Raw genomic sequence first — 19,407 nt, forward strand, 5'->3', positions numbered from 1 at the left:
AACGAAGCTGCCGCTTTCTTAATTATATGGAATACCACCGGCGGCGCCGGTGAAACCGGAAATGCTTTTGCCGCGCCCGATCTTGCTTTTTGGGGAAATCAGTGCCGGAACAAAACGAAAAAGAAGAATCCCTTTCTTTATGGTCTTTTTCAGCAAAATGCGATCAGGCCCGATGTTTTTGCAACAAAATGACGGTTGTCTTTCAAAAAGTATGAATAAATTGTTTCCAAATGAAAAAGTTTGTGTAAATATCACATTGCGGGATTTTGCACAATTCACTATACTATTATTATAAAGTAAAACCCGGCAAAAGCTTGTCGGGCAATTTTCATTTTAGGAGGAGACAAAATGGCAGACAGTTCAGAGACAGCTTACCATCCGAAGGGTGATTTCTTCAACTTAAAAGGAAACCACACGGATGTAAAAACAGAAGTCGGCGCCGGAATAACGACTTTCTTTGCAATGGCTTACATTATTATTGTCAATCCGAACATGCTTTCACAAACAGGCATGAAATGGGGCGCGGTATTCCTTGCGACGATTATTGCTTCCGTAATCGGCACCCTGGTTATGGGCCTGTTTGCAAATGTTCCTTACGCGCAGGCTCCCGGCATGGGTTTGAACGCGTTCTTTGTATTTACCGTATGCTTCGGTCTTCATTATAAATGGCAGGAAGCGCTGGCGATGGTTTTCATCTGCGGCCTTCTCAATATTGCCATTACGGTGACCAAAGTGCGGAAACTGATAATTAAATCCATTCCGGAAAGTCTCCAGAACGCCATCGGCGGCGGCATCGGTATTTTCATTGCCTATATCGGCGTGAAAAATGCCGGTCTGATTAATTTCACCAGCGATCCGGGCACCTACACCCTGCTCCCCAGCAAGACCGTTATTGCTTCGAGCGCAGCGGTTCCGTCAATCGTAAAGCTGAATTCACCGGTTGTTTTGCTCGCGTTATTCGGCCTTGCCCTTACGATCATCCTTCTCGTCAGGAATGTAAAGGGCGCGATTATTATCAGTATTGCGGCAACAACGCTTCTCGGGATTCCGTTCGGTATTACCACGGTTGCAAATACCATGAGCTTCAGCCAGGCCTGCTCTGAGCTTCCGGAAACCTTCCTTGCCGCGTTCGGCAATCCCGGCATGGGTTCCCTTTTCACCGACCCGGCAAAAATTCCGCTTGTTTTAATGACGATTTTTGCCTTCAGTCTTTCCGATACTTTTGATACGATCGGAACCTTCATCGGCACCGGCCGCAAGGCGGGTATCTTCAGCGCGGAAGACCAGAAAGCGCTGGAAACCGGCGACGGCTTTAAATCCAAGATGGACAAGGCTCTGTTTGCCGACGCAACGGCGACCTCCATCGGCGCGATTTTCGGTACCTCCAACACAACCACCTATGTGGAAAGCGCGGCGGGCATCGGCTACGGCGGACGCACCGGCCTTACCAGCGTGGTTGTTGCGGCGCTGTTCGTCATCAGCGCGTTCTTCACCCCGATTGTCAGCGTCGTTCCGTCCGCGGCAACCGCTCCGGTTCTGATTGTCGTCGGTATTATGATGCTCAGCTCGTTTAAAGAGATCGAATGGGATAAACTCGAAGAGGCGATTCCGGCTTTCTTCGCAAGTATTTTTATGGCGTTCTGCTACAGCATTTCCTACGGCATTGCCGCCGGATTTACGGTTTACTGCATCGTAAAAACTTTCCGCGGAAAAGCCAAGGAAATTCACCCGATTCTCTGGGTGGCAACCGGCCTGTTTATTCTGAATTTTGTTATTTTGGCTATTATTTCCTGATTTGTTCATCCTGTATTCTTCCTGCGGTCCGGCGCGGACTGTGAAGCGTATTGCAGATAAAAGCTCCGCATTTTTGTGCGGAGCTTTTTCCTTTATAATTGTATTGTTCTGTGTTATAATTTAGCCAAACTCTTTTCATACTTTGTCCTATGCCGGTAAAATTCTCCCTGCGTTTACAGCAAGCCTTCTTCTGAGCGGTGATTCCATGATCGCGCGGTTGAGCAGGGGGGGTGAGGCGGCCGGAATAAGGAGTATGAACCATATTTTTTGAGGTGAAGTCATGCCAAGATTTTTTATCAATTATGTCCCGGAGGAAATCGCAGTGATTACCGGGGACGACGCACGCCATATTTCCCGTTCCCTGCGCATGCAGCCGGGAGAAAGTGTCGTTCTCTGCGACAGCATCGGTACGGATTACAACGGGAGGATTGAAAGAATTGCGGATGACAGCGTTGAAGTGCACATTCTGGAATTCTGCAAAAGCGTTGCGGAGCCGAGCGTGCAGGTTACGGTGTATCAGGGGCTTCCCAAAGCGGAAAAAATGGACAGCATTGTGCAAAAGGCGGTAGAAACCGGAGCGGTAAAAATCGTACCCGTTCTGACTTCCCGCTGTGTTTCGAAGCCGGACGAAAAGGCGGCGGCGAAAAAAGCGGCGCGCTGGCAGAAGATTGCGCTGGAAGCCGCAAAACAGAGCGGCAGGGGGATTATCCCGCAGATCGGCCCGCTCACCGGCTTTAGGGAAGCGGTAAAGCAGGCCGCGCAGGGCGGGGAGGTTATCCTGTTTTTCGAGGGCGGCGGAAAAAGCATTGCGGAGCTTGTCGGCCGCGAAACGCGGGAGCTGGCCGTTTTCATCGGGCCGGAGGGCGGCTTTGAACAGGCGGAAGTTGATTTCGCCGTACAGAACGGAGCGGAAATCGGAACACTGGGCGCGCGGATTCTTCGCACGGAAACCGCGCCGATAGCGGCGCTTGCCGCCATCATGCTCGCATCCGGAAATATGTAGGAGGAACGTATGAAATACGATTGGACAGACGCGTACTGCCTTGCAAAGGCTGGCGCGGAAAAAGATTTTAAGCTGGAATGGAACGCAACCCGCTATAGCATCCGGGGAAAGATGTTCGCCATGCAGGGCGGCGACAAAGAAGGCAAAGCGATTCTGACAATCAAGCTGGAACCCTCTTTCGGCGCGTTTCTGCGCAGCCAGTACAAAGACATTGTGCCGGGGTATTATATGAATAAGGAGCACTGGAATTCGCTGTATCTGGACGGGGACGTACCGGACGAAGTCGTCCGCGAAATGCTCGACCAGGCGCACCGGTTAGTGCTGGAATCGCTCAGCAAAAAGGTGCAGAAGGAAATTTGTTCTTAATGCGTGAGAATCGAGGAGAATTATGCAGACGGCTTTAGTTACCGGGGCGTCCCGCGGCATTGGCAGAGCCATTGCGCGAAAGCTTGCCGAAGACGGTTTTCGGGTCATTGTAAATTATTATGCCTCCGAAAAAGAGGCAAAAAGCTTAATAAATGAGTTAAATAATACTTTTAGTATAGAATGTGTCGCATTGCAGGCGGATGTGTCGGACCGGTCGCAGGTGGAAGCGATGTTTGACGAAGCCGGCGGGGTGGATGTGCTGGTAAACAACGCGGGCATTGCCCAGCAGAAGCTGTTTACCGACCTGACCGAACACGACTGGGACAGGATGTTCGACATAGACGTAAAAGGAATGTTCCATTGCTGCCAGTGCGCGCTTCCCTATATGATTCATCAGAAGCATGGAAAAATTATTAATATTTCGTCGATGTGGGGGCAGGTCGGCGCTTCCTGCGAGGTGCACTATTCCGCGGCGAAAGCGGCGGTAATCGGCCTTACGAAAGCGCTGGCAAAGGAGCTTGGCCCGTCCGGCATACAGGTAAACTGCGTTGCGCCGGGGGTCATCCAAACGGATATGAACGCTTCCCTCGATGAAGATACCGTAAAAGAGCTGAAAGAGGAAACGCCGCTGGGGGCAATCGGCACGCCGGAGGACATTGCCGATACCGTTCGCTTTTTAGCGGGGGAACAGGCGGGCTTTATTACCGGGCAGGTTTTAGGCGTGAACGGCGGAATGATTATTTAACCAATCTTGGTTAAGAAGTTAACAGTTTCATCATAAGAATTACAATGCTGTCAGAATCATAGACATTTTTTCTTTCCTCATTATAATAAATATAGTTAACAGGAAATGAAAGGAAGAATCGTATGAGAAAATGGGCATTGTCCGCTGTTGCATTTTTACTGATGGCAAGTATCTGTTTTACGGGGTGTTCCGGTACCGCAAAAGCTTCAAAAGACGTAAACAGCCTCAGCCCGGCCAAGGCGGCGGATACTTTTTTACAGAAGACGGAAGTGATCAATAAAACCGAGGACGGCGTTATGGTTCGAACCGCCATACCAGTATTTTCCGGGTTTCCCGGCGCAGAGAAGCTGAATAAGGAAATTCAAAAAATCTCCGTGGACGGCATTGCCGAAGTGAAGGAGCAGGCAAAAGAGCTTGGGAATTCGGCGGCCGCAGGGCATCTTTATTTTATAAGCTTTTATGACTCCTTTTTAGACGGAGACGTCCTTTCCGTACGGATTTATAATGAAAATTATACAGGCGGGGCGCACGGTTTCCGCTGGATTCGGACATTTAATGTGAATATCAAAACCGGGGAGACGTATGAAACAGCCGGCGCGCTGTTTAAAGACCCGCAGGCCGGAACGAAGCGGATTACCGATAAAATCCTTGCCGACATCAAAAGGCATCCGGAGCTGTATTTCCCCGAAGCTGTGCAGACGGTGGAAGCGCTGAAAGAAAAATATCCTTTCTATTTGGATGGGCAGAACCTGATCGTCTATTTTCAATTGTATGATATTACCCCTTATGCCGCGGGGATTCCGGAGTTTGCATTCCCGCTGAAGGATTTACAGACCAAAGTGCCGCTGGGCGGCCATACGAGAGGGGATATCCGTCTGAACGGCAAGGATATCCAATTTACCGATCAGGTTGTTTCAAATCAGAATGGCGATTTCCTGCCGCTGAATGATACGGCCAAGGCCCTTTCCCTTACCGTGACGCAGAAGGACGGAAAGTACTTTGTGGACGGCAAAGCCGTGAAGCCGGTTATGATGGACGGTAAGGCATATCTGCCGCTGGAAACGTTCAACGAACTTTTGAAGGATGCCGGTAAAAATGGTTTTGTCGTATTCGACGGCCAGATTCTGCGGATGTTTGCAGACAACAATACCGGGAAGGAAATCCAACTGGGATACCGGCCGGAAAACGAGCCCTCCCCCAGTTCCCAAAGCAGTTCTTCCGCAGCAGCCAAGCCGGAGAGTAAAGAAGTAAAAAAGATCGGGTATATAAAAAAGTTTGACGCAAAGGCCGGAACACTTGCGTTCGACGAAGTGGAATGGCTGACCGCTGAGGACAAAGCGCGCCTGAAGGCGCTGGGACAGGACCCGGAACATCTTACCGACGACTATTATCTTTACAATCCGTCCAAGCAAACGGAGAGTCTGAAAATTTCGGACGCGCCGGAGTATAAAATAATCAAAGGCGACAATGAAGGTTATCATTTGATAAAAACGGATGTAAAGGGGTTTGCAGAACGTCTGAAAATACCAAATTACGAGGCTTTATTCCATATAATCATAAAGGACGATAAAGTCATACGTATCGAGGAACAGTACGTGCCGTAAACCGGAAGGGAATACCAAGCAGTACCGTAAGGGTAAAGTAAACAGAGAGGAAGAATGGAATGAAAAACAGAGCAATACGAAGGTTTTCTGCGGTACTTATTTGTGCCGCCGTACTGTTGGGCGTGTTTGCCGCCTGTAACAGCGCGTCTTCAGGCGGGCCGCCGGCTAAGAAATCACTGGTAATGGAGGCACGGAATACTTCCGCCGCCGGTATGGCGGCCGATCAGGCGGCAACATCGGGCGCGCAGAAAACAACAAGCGCGGCTTCCGGTTCCCAATCCGTCTCGTCGGCAATGAAAGCGGCTTCCAGCCAAAAGATTATTGAGCAGTTGTCCTATCAGCTAGAGACCCTGAAATTCGACGATTCCGTGAAGAAGATTCAAAGCCTTTGCAGTGAAATGGGCGGCTATGTGCAGGATTCCAATGTAACCGGCAGCGGTTTGGTACAGAAGAATCTGCGCAACGCCAATTATGTCCTTCGGATTCCGCAGGAAAAGCTCGGCCAATTTAAGAACAGCGCGGGCTCAATCGGCAATATTGTGAGTTTTTCCACTTCCAGTGAGAATGTAAGCGAAAAATACTATGACACGGAGGCGCGGCTGAAAAGCCTGCGCACCCAGCAGGAAAGGCTGCTTGCCCTGCTGAAAAAATCCGGTTCGCTTGCCGATGTCGTAACGCTGGAAAAGGCGCTTGCCGACGTGAATTATCAGATTGAGCAATTAACCGGCACGCTTCGCAAGTATGATTCGCTGATCGATTACAGCACGGTGAATATCCAGCTGAACGAGGTTGTCAAGCCGACGGAACTGGAGAAAACACCGGTGAGCGTCGGGGACAAAATCCAGAAGCAGTTCAAGGATTCGCTTCGCGCGCTCGGCGGGTTCGGCGAGGGCCTTCTGGTGTTCCTTATTGGCGGATCACCGATTCTGGTGCCGCTCCTTCTGGTTGCCTTGTTTGTGATTTTCCGCATCCGCAGAAAGAGGAAGCAAACGAAAAAGGAAAACGAACAACCCGTGGCGCCGCTTTTAACAAAAAGTCTCTCCGACGAAAAGAAGGAAGACCCGGAAAAGAAGACATAAGCAAAGTAAAAACGCCTCCCCGACCGGGGAGGCGTTTAAAATTTCATCCTTAAAATTCAATTTTCTTTTCGATGTAGCCTGCCAGATCGTCAATCGCGATACGCTCCTGCTGCATGGTGTCGCGGTCGCGAACGGTTACACAGCCGTCTTCTTCACTCTGGAAATCGTACGTAATGCAGAACGGCGTGCCGATTTCGTCCTGGCGGCGGTAACGCTTGCCGATGGAACCGGAATCGTCGTAATCCACCATGAATTTCTTGGCGAGCCTTGTGTAGATATCCTGTGCCTTGTCGTTGAGCTTCTTGGAAAGCGGCAGCACAGCGGCCTTGTAAGGAGCAAGCGCCGGATGCAGGCGCAGAACGACACGGGTATCCTTCTCATCGATTTTTTCCTCGTCGTAAGCGTCGCAGAGGAAGGCCAGCGCAACGCGGTCCGCGCCGAGCGAAGGCTCGACAACATAGGGAATATAGCGTTCGTTCGTTTCCGGATCGAAATATTCCAGGCTCTTGCCCGAATGGTTCTGGTGCTGTGTCAGATCGTAGCTTGTGCGGTCGGCAATACCCCAGAGCTCGCCCCAGCCGAACGGGAACAGGAACTCAATATCGGTGGTCGCTTTGGAATAGAAGGACAGCTCCTCCTTCTCATGGTCGCGCAGACGCATGTGTTCCTCGGTCATGCCGAGATTCAGGAGCCACTTTTTGCAGTAATCTTTCCAGTAATAGAACCAGTCGAGGTCGGTGTCCGGCTTGCAGAAGAATTCCAGCTCCATCTGCTCGAATTCGCGTGTGCGGAAGGTGAAGTTGCCCGGCGTAATTTCATTGCGGAAGCTTTTGCCGACCTGCGCAACGCCGAACGGTAATTTGCGGCGGGTTGTACGCTGAATGTTGGCAAAGTTTACGAAAATACCCTGCGCGGTTTCCGGGCGGAGGTAAATCTCATTTTTCGCATCCTCCGTTACACCCTGAAAGGTTTTGAACATCAGGTTGAACTTGCGGATATCGGTGAAATTTGCGGAACCGCAATCCGGGCATTTGATGTTGTTCTCTTTAATGTATGCCGCCATCTGATCGAAGGTCATGCCGTTTGCGTCGCCGCCGGCGTCTTCAATCAGTTTATCCGCGCGGTGGCGTGTTTTGCAGTCGCGGCAGTCCATCAGAGGGTCGGAAAATCCGCCGACATGGCCGGAAGCAACCCAAACCTGGGGATTCATTAAAATCGCGCTGTCCAGTCCCACATTGTATTGGCTTTCCTGAACGAACTTTTTCAGCCACGCGCGTTTTACGTTATTTTTAAACTCTACGCCGAGCGGGCCGTAGTCCCATGTGTTTGACAGTCCGCCGTAAATTTCGCTTCCCGAGTATACAAACCCGCGGTTTTTGCATAGGCCGACGATTTTTTCCATGGTTTTTTCTGTTGCCAACATGTTCTTTCCTCCATAATCAGGGGCGCTGGCTGCGCTCCATTATTTTTTAAAGATAAACCATTTGCTCAGTACATAATTGATCACGATCACAATCACATTCATCAGGATTTTGGCGATCCAGTCGTTCCATATCAGGACGGTTACCAACAGGTACATTCCCAGCGAGTCCACAGCGAGTGAAAACAGGCGCGCGCTTACAAAAGAAACCAGTTCGCGCCTTACCAGACCGGCGGCGAAGCTTTTGCTTTTAAATACATAAAGCTTGTTGGTAATAAACGCAAAGGCAACCGACAAAATCCATGCGATCGTGTTGGCGGTCAGTACATCCCACTGGCTGTTCCAGTGGATGACCGGGCGCAGAAGGCCGTAGCTTACAATGTTCACAACGGTTGTAAGCATGCCGAATATAATATAGGAAATCATTTCCGGGGTTGTGAGAAAGCACCAGAGCTTTTTCAGCTTTTCCAAATATCTGCACCGCCATTTCCTAATATCTTTATAGTTTACCATCCTGCGGCTCTGCTTGCAAGTGCTTTATCTCGATTGGAAGGGGGATTTGCCGCTCAGCCAGCCCTGCTCTCTCCATTTATACCGCAGCTTGCTATTTTTTCCCAAGTGCAATATACTATCACTATAAAATGTACGGATCGGCCTGTCAAGGAGTGAAAAAGAAAATCAGCGGATTTCAAGCCTGCCGGAAAGGTTTTCCATGTTTTCCTTTCCGTTTTTGGTAAAATTCATTGCTTTGTCACATTTATCCATTATACTATAAATGATTTTTAAAATGCCGATGAACGTGCTTTCATGAGAATCTGAATACAGGAGGGACCTTTATGAAAAAAATTGCGGCTGTAATCCTTTCCGCGGCGTTTCTTTTAACAACCTTTCCGGTTACCGCCCGCGCTTATTCCAGTGATACGCAGGTTATTAACACACATGGTTCCAAAACCTATATGGGAACCGAGGAATGCTGGAGTGAAAGGTGGGACTCCAGCAACTTTACCGATGTTACCGATGAAGATGTCGACAGTAACGAAGATCTGGTGATTAAGGGCGGCAAGATCGGCGACGTAACCGTCGGCGACGGCCAGAGCCTTACGATAAAAGGCGGCATCATGGATGATGTGGTATGCGACGGCGATATCACCATGACCGGCGGTACGGCGGATTCCCTGGATTCCGACTCCAATATCCAAATGAGCGGTGGGAAGGTTTCCGGCAATGTAAAAGCCGAGCAGGATACGGTAACGCTGTCCGGAAGTGCCGCGGTGGGCGGCGATGTGTCCGGCAAGGAAGTCGATGTCCACGCGGCCGGCGGCAGCTCGGTCTCCGTTTCCGGAACAACGGAATTTTCCGAAAGCATGCTTTTACAGGGCTCAAGCTGCAATCTCCGCAAAATCGACGGCCAAAGCTCCGGCACATTGACCTTCCGGAACTTTTCGGGAAGCATTTCCGCCGTAAGCAGCGTCATTAACATGTCGGTTGAATCCCAAAGCACGGTAACCGCGAAGAACAATATGGAATTGGATACCCTTTCGATTGAGGAGAATTCGACCTTCGTTACCAACTCGGCGCTGACGGTCAACAACATCCAGGGGCCGGGTGCGCTGATCACCGCTCCGGGCAGCCTTACCGTGAATACAGGAATGTCCGGCTACCCTGTTCTGAACTTTAACGGAAGCGAAAGGGCCGGGCTTACGGTATTCAAAGCCAAAGCAAATGCCGTTACCGAAACGCAGGCCACGGTTTTCGGCTATAACCTGTCTTTGGACCGCACCGAGGGCACTTACGATTATTTTACATTACAATCCGTTTGGGGCGAGGCTGTTACGCTGGATAGGACTTCCGCAAGCCTTGGCAACGGAAAGGAAGTTTCGCTGAAGGCTACGGTTCCTTCGAGCGCTTCCGCGTCCGGTTATAAATTATGCTGGAAGCTTCTGGACCCCTCCGGAAAGTTTTCCATTGCGCAGGATTCCAGCAATAACACCTGCCGGGTGTATTTAACGGATACGGCGGGGTCAACCATTTATAAAGCGACGCTGGCGGCCTATTTAATGGACTCCTACGGCAATGTTGCTTCCGGCGTAAAATCAGCGGTTTGTTCCATAACCTCTACCGGATCTTTTAACGCCGGGCTGAGCCTTGATACCAGTACGGTAAAAATAGCGGTCGGAAATACTTATAAAGTGCTGGCCATTACCGACGCGTCCGCTCCGCCGACACAGATGTCGTATAACTCCGCGATTGCGGTGGTAGGGAAAGCAACCTATTATAACGCGAATGGCAAAAAGGGCTGGCTTTATCCGGTAAAGGCGGTTGCAAAAGGCGGCGTAACGATTGATATCGGCGGACAGAAAATGATGACAACCGTCGTTTAAAAGAACGAAAGATATTGCATTGCGTATGGTAATGCTGATAGAATCGAAAAACTCCGGGCTGTCGGCCCGGAGTTTTTTGATTAAGAATAGGATTATGCTTTTCCCGCGCTGCCGCATACCTGAATTTTCGCTTTTACCAGTTCCTTTACGGCAATGCGGGCGGGACCAAGGTATTTCTTTGGGTCAAAATCGTTCGGGTGCTCCGCCATATGTGCTTTGATTGCTGCGGTAAACGCAATGCGCAGTTCGGTGGCGAAATTGATTTTGTTCATGCCTTTTTCCACGCCTTCGCGCAGCGCTTCGTCGGAAAGCCCGGAAGCGCCGTGCATGACAAGCGGGACGGAGACCGTTTTTTTAATCAGGGTGGTTCGGTTAAAGTCGAGTACCGGTTTTTTGGCGTAGATGCCGTGAGCGGTTCCGATGGCGACAGCCAGCGAGGAAATCCCGGTGCGGTTTACAAACTCCGCCGCCTGACCGGGGTCGGTGTACTGGCTCTCGCCGCTTTCGGTGTCGTCTTCCTTGCCGCCGATTTTTCCCAGCTCGGATTCGACCGGGATGCCGAAATTGTCCGCGTAATCGCGTACCTTCTGCGTAACGCGGATATTTTCTTCAAAGGGAAGGGCGGAACCGTCGATCATAACAGAGGTGTAGCCGCTGTCGATACATTCCTCCGCCAGCTCGAAGTTCGCGCCGTGGTCAAGATGAAGGGCTACCGGCATACCGGTAGATTCGGCGGCGGCTTTTGCCATATGTACGAAATAGACAGGCGGGAAATATTTCAGCGTGGAAGAGGTTGTCTGAATGATGACGGGAGCGTTTAACTCCTCCGCGGCGTGGACGATGCCCCAGACCATCTCGGCATTTTCCGCGTTGAACGCGCCCACCGCGTATCCGCCGTTTTTGGCATCGTTCAGCATTTTTTTGGTCGTTACCAGCATGATTCGCTTGCCTCCTGTTACTTCAGTGTGATATAGGCGTTCAGCCCGGTGGGGGCGTCGGGGTTTATTCCGGTGGCAAGGGCTTTGGTCAGCGCGATCATCTGCATGGTGTAAATGAACGGGATGCCGTATGCCTCAAAGCGGTTGATGCCGCTGACGGAGATATGAAGGTCGGAGCCGTAAACATTGGTCGGCTCGGAGCCAAAGGTGACCACGGTGCCGTTATGCTTCTTCACGTCGTCGATCATGTCGCGCTGATAGGTGCTTTCGTTCGGCTGTACGGCAAAAATGGTGAGGGTCCTGGCGTTGTTTAACACCTTGGGGCCGTGGCGGTAGTCGAGCATGGGAAAGTATTTGCCGCTAATGAGCGAGATTTCGGTAAAGGCCAGCGCACCTTCCTCCGCAATGCCGCAGAGCACGCCGTCGGCAAGGACGACCACGTCGGTAAAATCTTTTTTTCCGATGGTCTCCAACTCGGAGCGATATTTTTCCATATGGTCCCTGTTCTGGTCGATCACCGTTTTCACAGCGGCTTTCAGTTCGCCGTCACCGTAGCAGATCGCGTTGATCAGCAGGCTGGCGGCGTACAGGTTGGTGACGGAACGGGTTTGGCAGACGCTGTTGTCATAAGCCCATGGAAGGACGACGGTTAAATCGGAAAGCCCCTCAAGGGCGCTGTTTTCCTTCATGGTAATCGATACGACTTTGACATTGGCGGTCTTTTTCATGTACTCAACCGCACGGACAATCTCCGTGGTCATGCCGGAACGGGACAGGACAAGCACAATGCTGTTTTCAATGGTATGAAGATAGGTATCCGGATTGACAAGGTAATCGCCGCCCGCAAGTGCGGCGGCGGAGGTGTTCGGGCGGGTGATGAACATACGCTCGTTGCTCTTGGAGAGCATATAGCTTGAACCGCAGCCCATCAATATGAATTTGCGCTCTGTGTTTTCCCGGAAGAAAGTACGGATTTCTTCTTCCTGTCTGAGCACCTGCGCATAGGTTTTATCGAGGGCGTCTTTCGTCGCCATGATTTCCTGTTCTGTCAAATACATTTTTTTCCCTCTCTGTCTGTTTTGTATTTTCGGCAGCCCGGCTTTCATCCCGGAACGTTATTCGCCGAATTTTGAGTCGATCAGCTCGACCAGGGCGTCGACGGCGGCTGCCTCGTCTTCGCCTTCTGCGGTAATTTCAACCTGCATGCCCTGGCTCAGGCTGAGCGCCAAAATCAGGATAATGGATTTTGCGCTGGCGGTTTCATCGTCGTCCACGTTCTTAATCGTAATTTTAGAATTGAATTTCGAAGCACACTTCACAAAGTCGGAAGCGGGGCGGGCATGCAGGCCGGTTTTATTTTGAATGGTTGTTATTTTCGAATACATGGCGGATCCCTCCTTGATATCAAAATGGATTCTTTTCCTGCTTCCATGCGGCAGGGGGCATTCTCAGGAAAGAATCTCCTTCAAAGCGCTGTTCAGGTATTGCTCCGCTTCTTTTGCAGAGGAAAGAGCGAGCACGTTTGCCGCGATTTGTTCCGCTTTTTTCATCGGCAGCTCATTCACCAGCTTCCGGATTTGCGCGACGGAAGAAATGTTCATGCTCAGCTTGCGAACGCCCAGCCCCATCAGAACCGCGGCGCCGAGGCGGTCGCCTCCCAGCTCGCCGCAGACGCAGACGGGCTTGCCGTTTTCAAGAAAGCTTTTCGCCGCAAGATGAATCAGGCGGAAAAGCGCGGGGTTATAGCTCTGATAATATTCATTGACGGCGGGGTTCAGGCGGTCGACGGCCATGGTATACTGACACAGGTCGTTGGTTCCGATGCTGGCAAAGTCGACTTCCTTTGCGGCAAAATCCGCCAAAAGCGCAATGGAGGGAATTTCAATCATAATCCCCAGCTTTACGTCGGGTGAAAACGCGATATTTTCGTCGGTCAGTTCCTTTTTTACTTCAAAAACAGCCTGCTTGGCGCGGAAAATATCGTCTATGCTGGCGACCATGGGGAACATGAGCCACAGGTTGCCGTAAACGGAAGCGCGGAAGGCGGCGCGGAGCTGCGTGCGGAAAATGTCCGGCCTGTCAAAACAGAGCCGCAGGGCCCGGTTGCCCAAAAACGGGTTTTCCTCATGCGGAAGGTTCAGGCAGCCGAGCTTTTTGTCACCGCCGATATCCAAGGTGCGCAGCGTTACGGGGCGGCCGCCGAATTTGGTGAGAACCGCGCGGTAAATTTCAAACTGCTCTTCTTCGGTGGGCAGGCTGTCCCTGCCAAGATACAGGAATTCCGTGCGGAACAGGCCGACGCCGTCGGTGTATTTTTCGCCTTCCAGCGCCTGCTCGCTGACGGAGGCCAGATTCAGTTCAATATCCACCCGCACTCCGTCGGGAGAAACGGCTTCCTTATTTATAAAAGTGTTGATCTGGTCCTGCTGTGCGAAAAACCGGCGGCGCTTTTCGGCGCAGCCGCGAAGCTGCTCTTTTGTGGGTTCGCTGATTACCTGACCGGTGAGCGCGTCGGCAATTACGGTTTCTCCCTGCGAAAAGTGTTCCGTCGCTTTGTCCACGCCCAGAATGGCGGGGATTCCGTAGCTTCTGGCGATAATCGCCGAATGCGAGGTGCTTCCGCCGATTTCCGTGACAATCGCCAGCACGTTTTTCCGGTCCAGGGTGGCCGTGTCGGACGGGAGCAGGTCGTGAACGACGATAACCGCGGGCGCGGGCAGGGAAGAGAGATTCTTTTCCGGTACGCCGTTCCAGATGCGGATCAGGCGCGTTTTTACGTCCCGAATGTCTGATGCGCGCTCCTTAATGAGCGGATCGGGGGCTTTCCTGAGAATCCGGGCGTATTTTTCAAAGACTTCGGCAATGGCCCTGTCCGGCGGGTAACGGTTGTTTTCAATCTGTTCGCGGATATCGCCGTCCATTGCCTCGTCAAATAAAATATCAATATGTGCGGTGAATATTTTCGCCTTTTCGGGGTCGGCGGATTGCAGGCGGGCATGGAGGGCTTTCAGCTCCGCCTCCGCGTTTTTCCGCGCGGCTTCGTATTTATTTAAAGCCTCCGGAACCGCGCTTTCTTCGAGTAAATCCCCGCTGACGGCGGCGGTAAAGGGCTGGTAAAGAAAAACGGGACCGGCTGCAATTCCTTTTGAAACGGGGTTGCCGTGATAAATCATATGGTTTTCATCCTCCTTAAAAGCATGCCGGGAGGGTTCGGCTAGATTCCGTCTCCCGCAGGTTCGTTTTGCAGCATGGGTTTCTTTTTGAACTGCCGAATGCCGATGGTACCCATTTCCATTGCGCCCTGAATGTATTCCTCCATGCTTTCTTTCTCATCCAGCAGAACGGAAGTAAGCATGGGCATATTTAAACCGGAAACAACTTCAATTTCTTTGTCCGGGAATTCGCTTTTGAGGATAACGGCGGTTTTGAAAGGCGATCCGCCGGCCAGATCGACAAGAACCAGAATCTGATTGCCAAGCGTTTTGATCGCCTGCCTGAGCTTGTCGGAGAGAGTCTCGACGCTGTCCGATTCTGCAAAATCCACGCCCAGATAATTTTCCCTTGGCCCAACAATCAGCTTGGACGCGCTCATCATTCCGGTGGCAAAGCTGCCGTGTCCCGTTATCAATACTCCGATCATCGTTCTCTATTACTCCTTTTATAAGCAAATCTATATTGCAGGCGATTTCATACAGCGGTAGCATTGGAGCCGCTGTAAAATTCCCATGAGAACTGCCTGCTTTGGCAAATCATGATAGAAAAGGGGGTACAGAAAACTGTACCCCAACATTCTTACAAATTAAAGGATACCCAGGAAGGAAAGAAGAATCGCAAGGCCGAAAGTAGCCGCAATCAGCACAACCGGGCTCATTTTCTTCTTCTTCAGGAAGAAATACATCAGCAGGGTATAAGTAAAGGGCAGTATGTTCGGGAAAATCTTGTCCAGAAAATCCTTTTGAATCGATACCGTCTTTGAGGCGTTAATCACAATTTCCGGCAGGAGAGAAATATGTACATAGGATGCAATCAGTCCGCCGATCACGGTTACGCCCAGAATGGTAGCAACTTTCGAGATAATGCCGGAATATTCCCGCAGGGTGTCAACCGCTTTCAGGCCCAGATTGTAGCCGGCGTGCGTCCACGCTACACGGAGAATAAAGATGCTCAGGTAAACTGCGAAAAACAGCAGCGGGCCGACGATGCTGCCGCTCATGGCCATGGAAGCGGAAATACCGGCGACAATCGGCAGGATGGTGAACCAGAAGATTGCGTCGCCGATACCGGCAAGCGGCGCGAACAGGGCAACCTTCAGACCCTTGATGGTGCTTCGGTTCTCTTTCGCTTCCTCCAGAGAAACCAGCAGGCCCATCAGGAAGCCGACAAGGTTCGGGTGCGTATTGATGAACTCAAGGTTGTCCGTCATTGCTTCGGACAGGCCTTCCTTGTCGTCTTTGTAGATTTTCTTCAGACAATCCATCTGCGCGAGCAAAAATCCGCCGCTCTGCATTCTTTCATAGTTGAAGCTGGCCTGCAAAAGGGAAGAGCGCCAGCCAAGTTTGGTAATATCTTTTCTGGTCAGTACTTTTTCAGGAGCCGTATTCTTCTCAGATTCCTTCATTTTCGTCATCTCCCTCTCCTTCAAATGCAGCGCTGGATGCAACTGCCATTTTTTTGTTGTTCCTTTCATTATTAAATACAATCAGCGCCAAGGCCATACCGACAACGGCGACCGGCAGCAGATTGGAAAAAGGAACAAAGCTTGCGATCACAAAGCCCAAAATAAGGTATGGAACGAATTCGCCCTTCAGCATTACTTTCAGCAGCATACCGAAGCCGACTGCCGGAAGGATGCCGCCCGCAATTTCAAAGCCATGGGTCAGCCATTCGGGCATTGCCTTTACCAAAGACTGCATCGCGTCCTGTGCAACATAGGCGCAGAGGAAAACGACGACACCATAGGTAATGGCCACGATTCCCGTTGTGAGCATGTTTAAGCGGGCAAGACTTTTGCCGTCCGCTTCTTCCGCGTATTTGTCCGCCTTCTTCATGAACAGAGAGAAGCTGGAATAGTAGAACAAAATGATATACTGCATCAGGAAGCTGAACGGAAGGGCAAGGCCGATTGCCGTTGCAGGATCCTTTCCTGTGGTGTAAGCGATTACGGTGGTCATAACGCCGGCAAGAACGGGGTTCGGCGGCTGCGTGCCGCCGGCAGGCGTAAGGCCCGCGAAGGCCAGCTCCGTCAGTCCGCCCGCCATAAGGCCCAGCGGAACATTGCCTAAAATAATACCGGTTAACGTGCAAACGATGATTGGCCGGAAAATAAACAAGGCTTCAAGCCAGAAGTCAACGCCGACTATGATTGCCATAACGGCGAGTGCAATCCCTTGCGCTAAAGTAATTGCCATTCATTTTTCCTCCTTTATTTTTGTGCCCAAAGTTTCGCTATGCGGTAAAAATTACGGATGATGCCGTTGATGTTCCCCTTTCTCCTCCCATGGATTTATTTCTTGGGTATATGCTCTTTGATGTCGCCCGGGACATCCTGAATATAGAGATCGACGTTCCTTGCCTGAATCGCCTGCAAATCCTCCATGTCCTTGTCGTTGACATAGACTTTTTTGCTTAGCTGACGCTTGCCGCTGGTAAAGTGCATGTTTCCCACGTTGACTTCCTTGATGGGCACACCGCCTTCCAGCAGGGTGCGCACAGCCGCCGGCGTTCTGCAAATAAGAAAGATTTTTTGGCTGGGAGCCGCTTTGCCGATGATGTCGATGGTCTTTTGCAAGGTAAAGAAACGGATGCCCGCATTGGAAGATTCGGCAGTCATTGCCATAAGCTGCTGCTGTATTTTATCGTGAGCCACGTCGTCATCTGCGACTAAAAGCAGATTTGCACCCAGAGTCGATGTCCAGGTAACGCCCACTTGGCCGTGGACCAGACGGTTGTCGATTCTGGTCAGCAGTATGTTTGGATTTCCCACTTAAAATCACCCCTCAATTCATGATTCAAATTTGTTAAAATAAGTTCTAACATATCGTGAACAAAATTACAATGATTTTAGCCTTTTTTCAACCAGTCCTAAAACAGGTGTTGAAATGCAGTCGATACCACTGGTACAATTGGTTCTTTTATGATAGAATAGTCTTATGATTTTTATTGAAATTGACGATAGCCTATTCGCTGTTGAAAAGTCAGGAAAGGAAGAAAATAATGCCGAATCTGCCGCTGTATCAGGAACTGCATGATCACATCCTGCAGTATATCAACAGCCACGAATACCCCGAAAATGGCCTGCTTCCATCGGAGCGGGACATGTGCCAGATGTATAAAGTCAGTCGGTCAACCGTAAGGCAGGCGCTGACGTTACTGGAAGAGGAGCACATGGTTTATACCATTCATGGGATCGGTACATTTGTAAAACCGAAGGTGTTTGAGCAAAGCCTCTCCCAGTTTTATACCTTTACCGATGATTTGAAAAATAAAAACATCTCATTTCACAGCCAGGTTTTGAGCTATGAAATGATTCCCCTCAGCCGAAGCCTTGCCCTGAAGCTCAGAGCAGACAGAAGGGAAACTTACCACAAGCTGGTGCGGCTCTGCTCCGCCCGCGACTATCCTCTGGTCATTGAAACCGCGTATCTGCCGAAGAACCGGTTTGTACATATTGATGTGGATATCGTGAAAAAACAGCCGCTTTACGATTACCTCAGCGCCAAATACGGCCTGAAGGTGGACCGCGCGACCGAAACCTTTATCCCGATTCTTCCGGATTCCGAGCAGTGCGAGCTGCTGAAGATTTCCCCCAGAATTCCCTGTATCCTGCTGGAACGCTTCAGCTATGAGGAGGACTGCCTGGTGGAATATACTTCTTCCGTGGTACGTGGGGATAAATACGTTTTTAAAATTGAGCTGAACAACGAAAAGTGACGTGCGGTTTTTGGCGGGCTGAGCCCGTCGGCCTTGCCGTGCGTAAAAACCGGCGGCAGGCGAAAATCCGAAACAGAAAAATTGATTTCGTCTGCCAAAAAACTTCTGTTTTAATAATTTACTTGACAATGCCCCGCATATTACGTATAATAATAAGGCTGTTTGATGACGCAGACGCAAGTTAATCGCCGGTTATAGTGAAAGCAATTAGCCGCACGGTGTTGGAATGTTGCCGTGCATATCGTCAACAACGAGGTGTAACTCAGCTTGGTAGAGTGCTTGGTTTGGGACCAAGATGCCGCAGGTTCGAACCCTGTCACCTCGACCATTTTCTTATAAATTTTACTTTTTACTTGACAAGTAAACAAGAAAATGATATAGTATTCGAGTGGCTGAAATGCTGGCGTAGCTCAGTTGGTAGAGCAGCTGATTTGTAATCAGCAGGTCGGGGGTTCAAGTCCGTCTGCCAGCTCCAAAAGCACGAAAAGGAGTTTTGAAAACAAAGCTCCACATATGGAGGAGTTCCCGAGTGGCCAAAGGGGGCAGACTGTAAATCTGTTGCTTATAGCTTCGATGGTCCGAATCCATCCTCCTCCACCAAATTAAAGATAATTAGGGCAAAAGTGAATGCTTTTGTCCTTGTTATCATAAAATTAAACACTTATATATAAATGCTTAATTTTATGATAACTTTAAAATCCACGAACGCTTGTACCGTCGATATGCTTTCCTATGGTACACCGAATAAGCGCAGCAAATGCCAGCGTCGAATCCCGTATAGTTTCCCTGTATGGGTTCCACGTATTAATCAGTAAAATCGGATTGCTCGCCTTAATTAGGGTCATGGCAAAAGCGGTTAGCTGATATCCATATCGCAAGCGTGAAGTCAAGTAAGTAAACTCGAACATTGAGTTGCTACCTCAATGTTGGACTTGGCTTATTTGTCAAGGTGCGCTAACCTCGCGCAGTGGTTAGTAATAATCACTTTAAGAGGTACACAATGCTTATCATTGTGGAATGGTTTGTGGAAAAAATATAGTCTGCACCCTCATTGTCCTCTAAGGGTACAGACTCTTGACATGTATCCGCAATACGTGCTAAGATAGCAACGCATAAACGGCATTCACAAGTCATAATGGGTCTGTTT

19 protein-coding genes and 3 tRNA genes are annotated in these 19,407 nt (G+C 50.3%); 12 read left to right on the forward strand and 10 right to left on the reverse strand.

What is annotated here, in order from left to right; genetic code table 11:
• Window positions 1-49: 49 nt before the first annotated feature.
• From OUY18_RS03670 to OUY18_RS03700, 7 genes are all read left to right on the forward strand, one after another.
• Window positions 50-295 carry a hypothetical protein gene (locus tag OUY18_RS03670; protein WP_268057362.1) on the forward strand — a complete coding sequence of 82 codons (246 nt, stop codon included), beginning with the start codon at window positions 50-52 and terminating at the stop codon, window positions 293-295.
• A gap of 53 nt (window positions 296-348) precedes the next feature.
• Window positions 349-1,794 (forward strand): NCS2 family permease, encoded by a 1,446-nt coding sequence (locus tag OUY18_RS03675; protein WP_268057363.1) that lies wholly within the window; start codon window positions 349-351, stop codon window positions 1,792-1,794.
• A 280-nt stretch (window positions 1,795-2,074) separates the two neighbouring features.
• Window positions 2,075-2,797: a 16S rRNA (uracil(1498)-N(3))-methyltransferase gene (locus OUY18_RS03680; protein WP_268057364.1), complete on the forward strand. Its 723-nt coding sequence runs from the start codon at window positions 2,075-2,077 to the stop codon at window positions 2,795-2,797.
• Window positions 2,798-2,806: 9 nt separating this feature from the next.
• Window positions 2,807-3,163, forward strand: coding sequence for an MmcQ/YjbR family DNA-binding protein (locus OUY18_RS03685; RefSeq protein ID WP_268057365.1), 357 nt, complete (start codon window positions 2,807-2,809; stop codon window positions 3,161-3,163).
• A gap of 22 nt (window positions 3,164-3,185) precedes the next feature.
• On the forward strand, window positions 3,186-3,908 hold the full coding sequence (gene ymfI, locus OUY18_RS03690) for an elongation factor P 5-aminopentanone reductase (protein WP_268057366.1): 723 nt from the start codon (window positions 3,186-3,188) through the stop codon (window positions 3,906-3,908).
• Window positions 3,909-4,030: 122 nt separating this feature from the next.
• On the forward strand, window positions 4,031-5,512 hold the full coding sequence (locus OUY18_RS03695) for a DUF3298 and DUF4163 domain-containing protein (RefSeq protein WP_268057367.1): 1,482 nt from the start codon (window positions 4,031-4,033) through the stop codon (window positions 5,510-5,512).
• 59 nt (window positions 5,513-5,571) lie between these two features.
• Window positions 5,572-6,591 (forward strand): DUF4349 domain-containing protein, encoded by a 1,020-nt coding sequence (locus tag OUY18_RS03700; RefSeq protein WP_268057369.1) that lies wholly within the window; start codon window positions 5,572-5,574, stop codon window positions 6,589-6,591.
• 49 nt (window positions 6,592-6,640) lie between these two features.
• On the opposite strand, the gene OUY18_RS03705 is transcribed toward OUY18_RS03700, so the two are convergent.
• Together OUY18_RS03705 and OUY18_RS03710 are read right to left on the reverse strand one after the other, a co-directional pair.
• Window positions 6,641-8,014 carry a glycine--tRNA ligase gene (locus OUY18_RS03705; protein WP_268057370.1) on the reverse strand — a complete coding sequence of 458 codons (1,374 nt, stop codon included), beginning with the start codon at window positions 8,012-8,014 and terminating at the stop codon, window positions 6,641-6,643.
• Window positions 8,015-8,053: 39 nt separating this feature from the next.
• Window positions 8,054-8,482 carry a GtrA family protein gene (locus OUY18_RS03710; RefSeq protein ID WP_268057371.1) on the reverse strand — a complete coding sequence of 143 codons (429 nt, stop codon included), beginning with the start codon at window positions 8,480-8,482 and terminating at the stop codon, window positions 8,054-8,056.
• Window positions 8,483-8,847: 365 nt separating this feature from the next.
• Here OUY18_RS03710 and OUY18_RS03715 point away from each other — a divergent pair, with 365 nt between their 5' ends.
• Entirely contained in the window at window positions 8,848-10,392 is a 1,545-nt protein-coding gene (locus tag OUY18_RS03715; RefSeq protein ID WP_268057373.1) for a polymer-forming cytoskeletal protein, read from the forward strand.
• Between the two features lie 92 nt (window positions 10,393-10,484).
• Here OUY18_RS03715 and OUY18_RS03720 read toward each other — a convergent pair whose 3' ends face one another.
• From OUY18_RS03720 to agaB, 8 genes are all read right to left on the reverse strand, one after another.
• Window positions 10,485-11,330: a class II fructose-bisphosphate aldolase gene (locus tag OUY18_RS03720; protein ID WP_326492975.1), complete on the reverse strand. Its 846-nt coding sequence runs from the start codon at window positions 11,328-11,330 to the stop codon at window positions 10,485-10,487.
• A gap of 17 nt (window positions 11,331-11,347) precedes the next feature.
• Window positions 11,348-12,388 (reverse strand): SIS domain-containing protein, encoded by a 1,041-nt coding sequence (locus tag OUY18_RS03725; RefSeq protein ID WP_268057374.1) that lies wholly within the window; start codon window positions 12,386-12,388, stop codon window positions 11,348-11,350.
• 57 nt (window positions 12,389-12,445) lie between these two features.
• On the reverse strand, window positions 12,446-12,715 hold the full coding sequence (locus OUY18_RS03730; protein WP_268057375.1) for an HPr family phosphocarrier protein: 270 nt from the start codon (window positions 12,713-12,715) through the stop codon (window positions 12,446-12,448).
• A 63-nt stretch (window positions 12,716-12,778) separates the two neighbouring features.
• Complete coding sequence (gene ptsP / locus OUY18_RS03735; RefSeq protein WP_268057376.1) at window positions 12,779-14,503, reverse strand: phosphoenolpyruvate--protein phosphotransferase; 1,725 nt, start codon at window positions 14,501-14,503, stop codon at window positions 12,779-12,781.
• 41 nt (window positions 14,504-14,544) lie between these two features.
• Entirely contained in the window at window positions 14,545-14,970 is a 426-nt protein-coding gene (locus OUY18_RS03740) for a PTS sugar transporter subunit IIA (RefSeq protein WP_268057377.1), read from the reverse strand.
• Between the two features lie 159 nt (window positions 14,971-15,129).
• Entirely contained in the window at window positions 15,130-15,948 is an 819-nt protein-coding gene (agaD, locus tag OUY18_RS03745; protein ID WP_268057378.1) for a PTS galactosamine transporter subunit IID, read from the reverse strand.
• A complete protein-coding gene (agaC, locus tag OUY18_RS03750; protein ID WP_268057379.1) occupies window positions 15,935-16,738 on the reverse strand; it encodes a PTS galactosamine transporter subunit IIC in 804 nt (267 codons plus the stop codon). Before agaC ends, agaD begins: the two co-directional genes overlap by 14 nt.
• A 95-nt stretch (window positions 16,739-16,833) precedes the next feature.
• Window positions 16,834-17,313 carry a PTS galactosamine transporter subunit IIB gene (gene agaB / locus OUY18_RS03755; protein WP_268057380.1) on the reverse strand — a complete coding sequence of 160 codons (480 nt, stop codon included), beginning with the start codon at window positions 17,311-17,313 and terminating at the stop codon, window positions 16,834-16,836.
• Window positions 17,314-17,543: 230 nt separating this feature from the next.
• On the opposite strand from agaB, the gene OUY18_RS03760 reads away from it, so the two are divergent.
• From OUY18_RS03760 to OUY18_RS03775, 4 genes are all read left to right on the forward strand, one after another.
• Window positions 17,544-18,260: a GntR family transcriptional regulator gene (locus OUY18_RS03760; RefSeq protein ID WP_268057381.1), complete on the forward strand. Its 717-nt coding sequence runs from the start codon at window positions 17,544-17,546 to the stop codon at window positions 18,258-18,260.
• A gap of 251 nt (window positions 18,261-18,511) precedes the next feature.
• Window positions 18,512-18,588, forward strand: a tRNA-Pro gene (locus OUY18_RS03765).
• 71 nt (window positions 18,589-18,659) lie between these two features.
• A tRNA-Thr gene (locus OUY18_RS03770) sits at window positions 18,660-18,735 on the forward strand.
• A gap of 40 nt (window positions 18,736-18,775) precedes the next feature.
• A tRNA-Tyr gene (locus tag OUY18_RS03775) sits at window positions 18,776-18,860 on the forward strand.
• The last annotated feature ends 547 nt before the right edge of the window (window positions 18,861-19,407 follow it).

It is taken from the genome of Caproiciproducens galactitolivorans (assembly GCF_026672255.1).
In the GTDB taxonomy this organism is placed as follows: domain Bacteria; phylum Bacillota; class Clostridia; order Oscillospirales; family Acutalibacteraceae; genus Caproiciproducens; species Caproiciproducens galactitolivorans_A.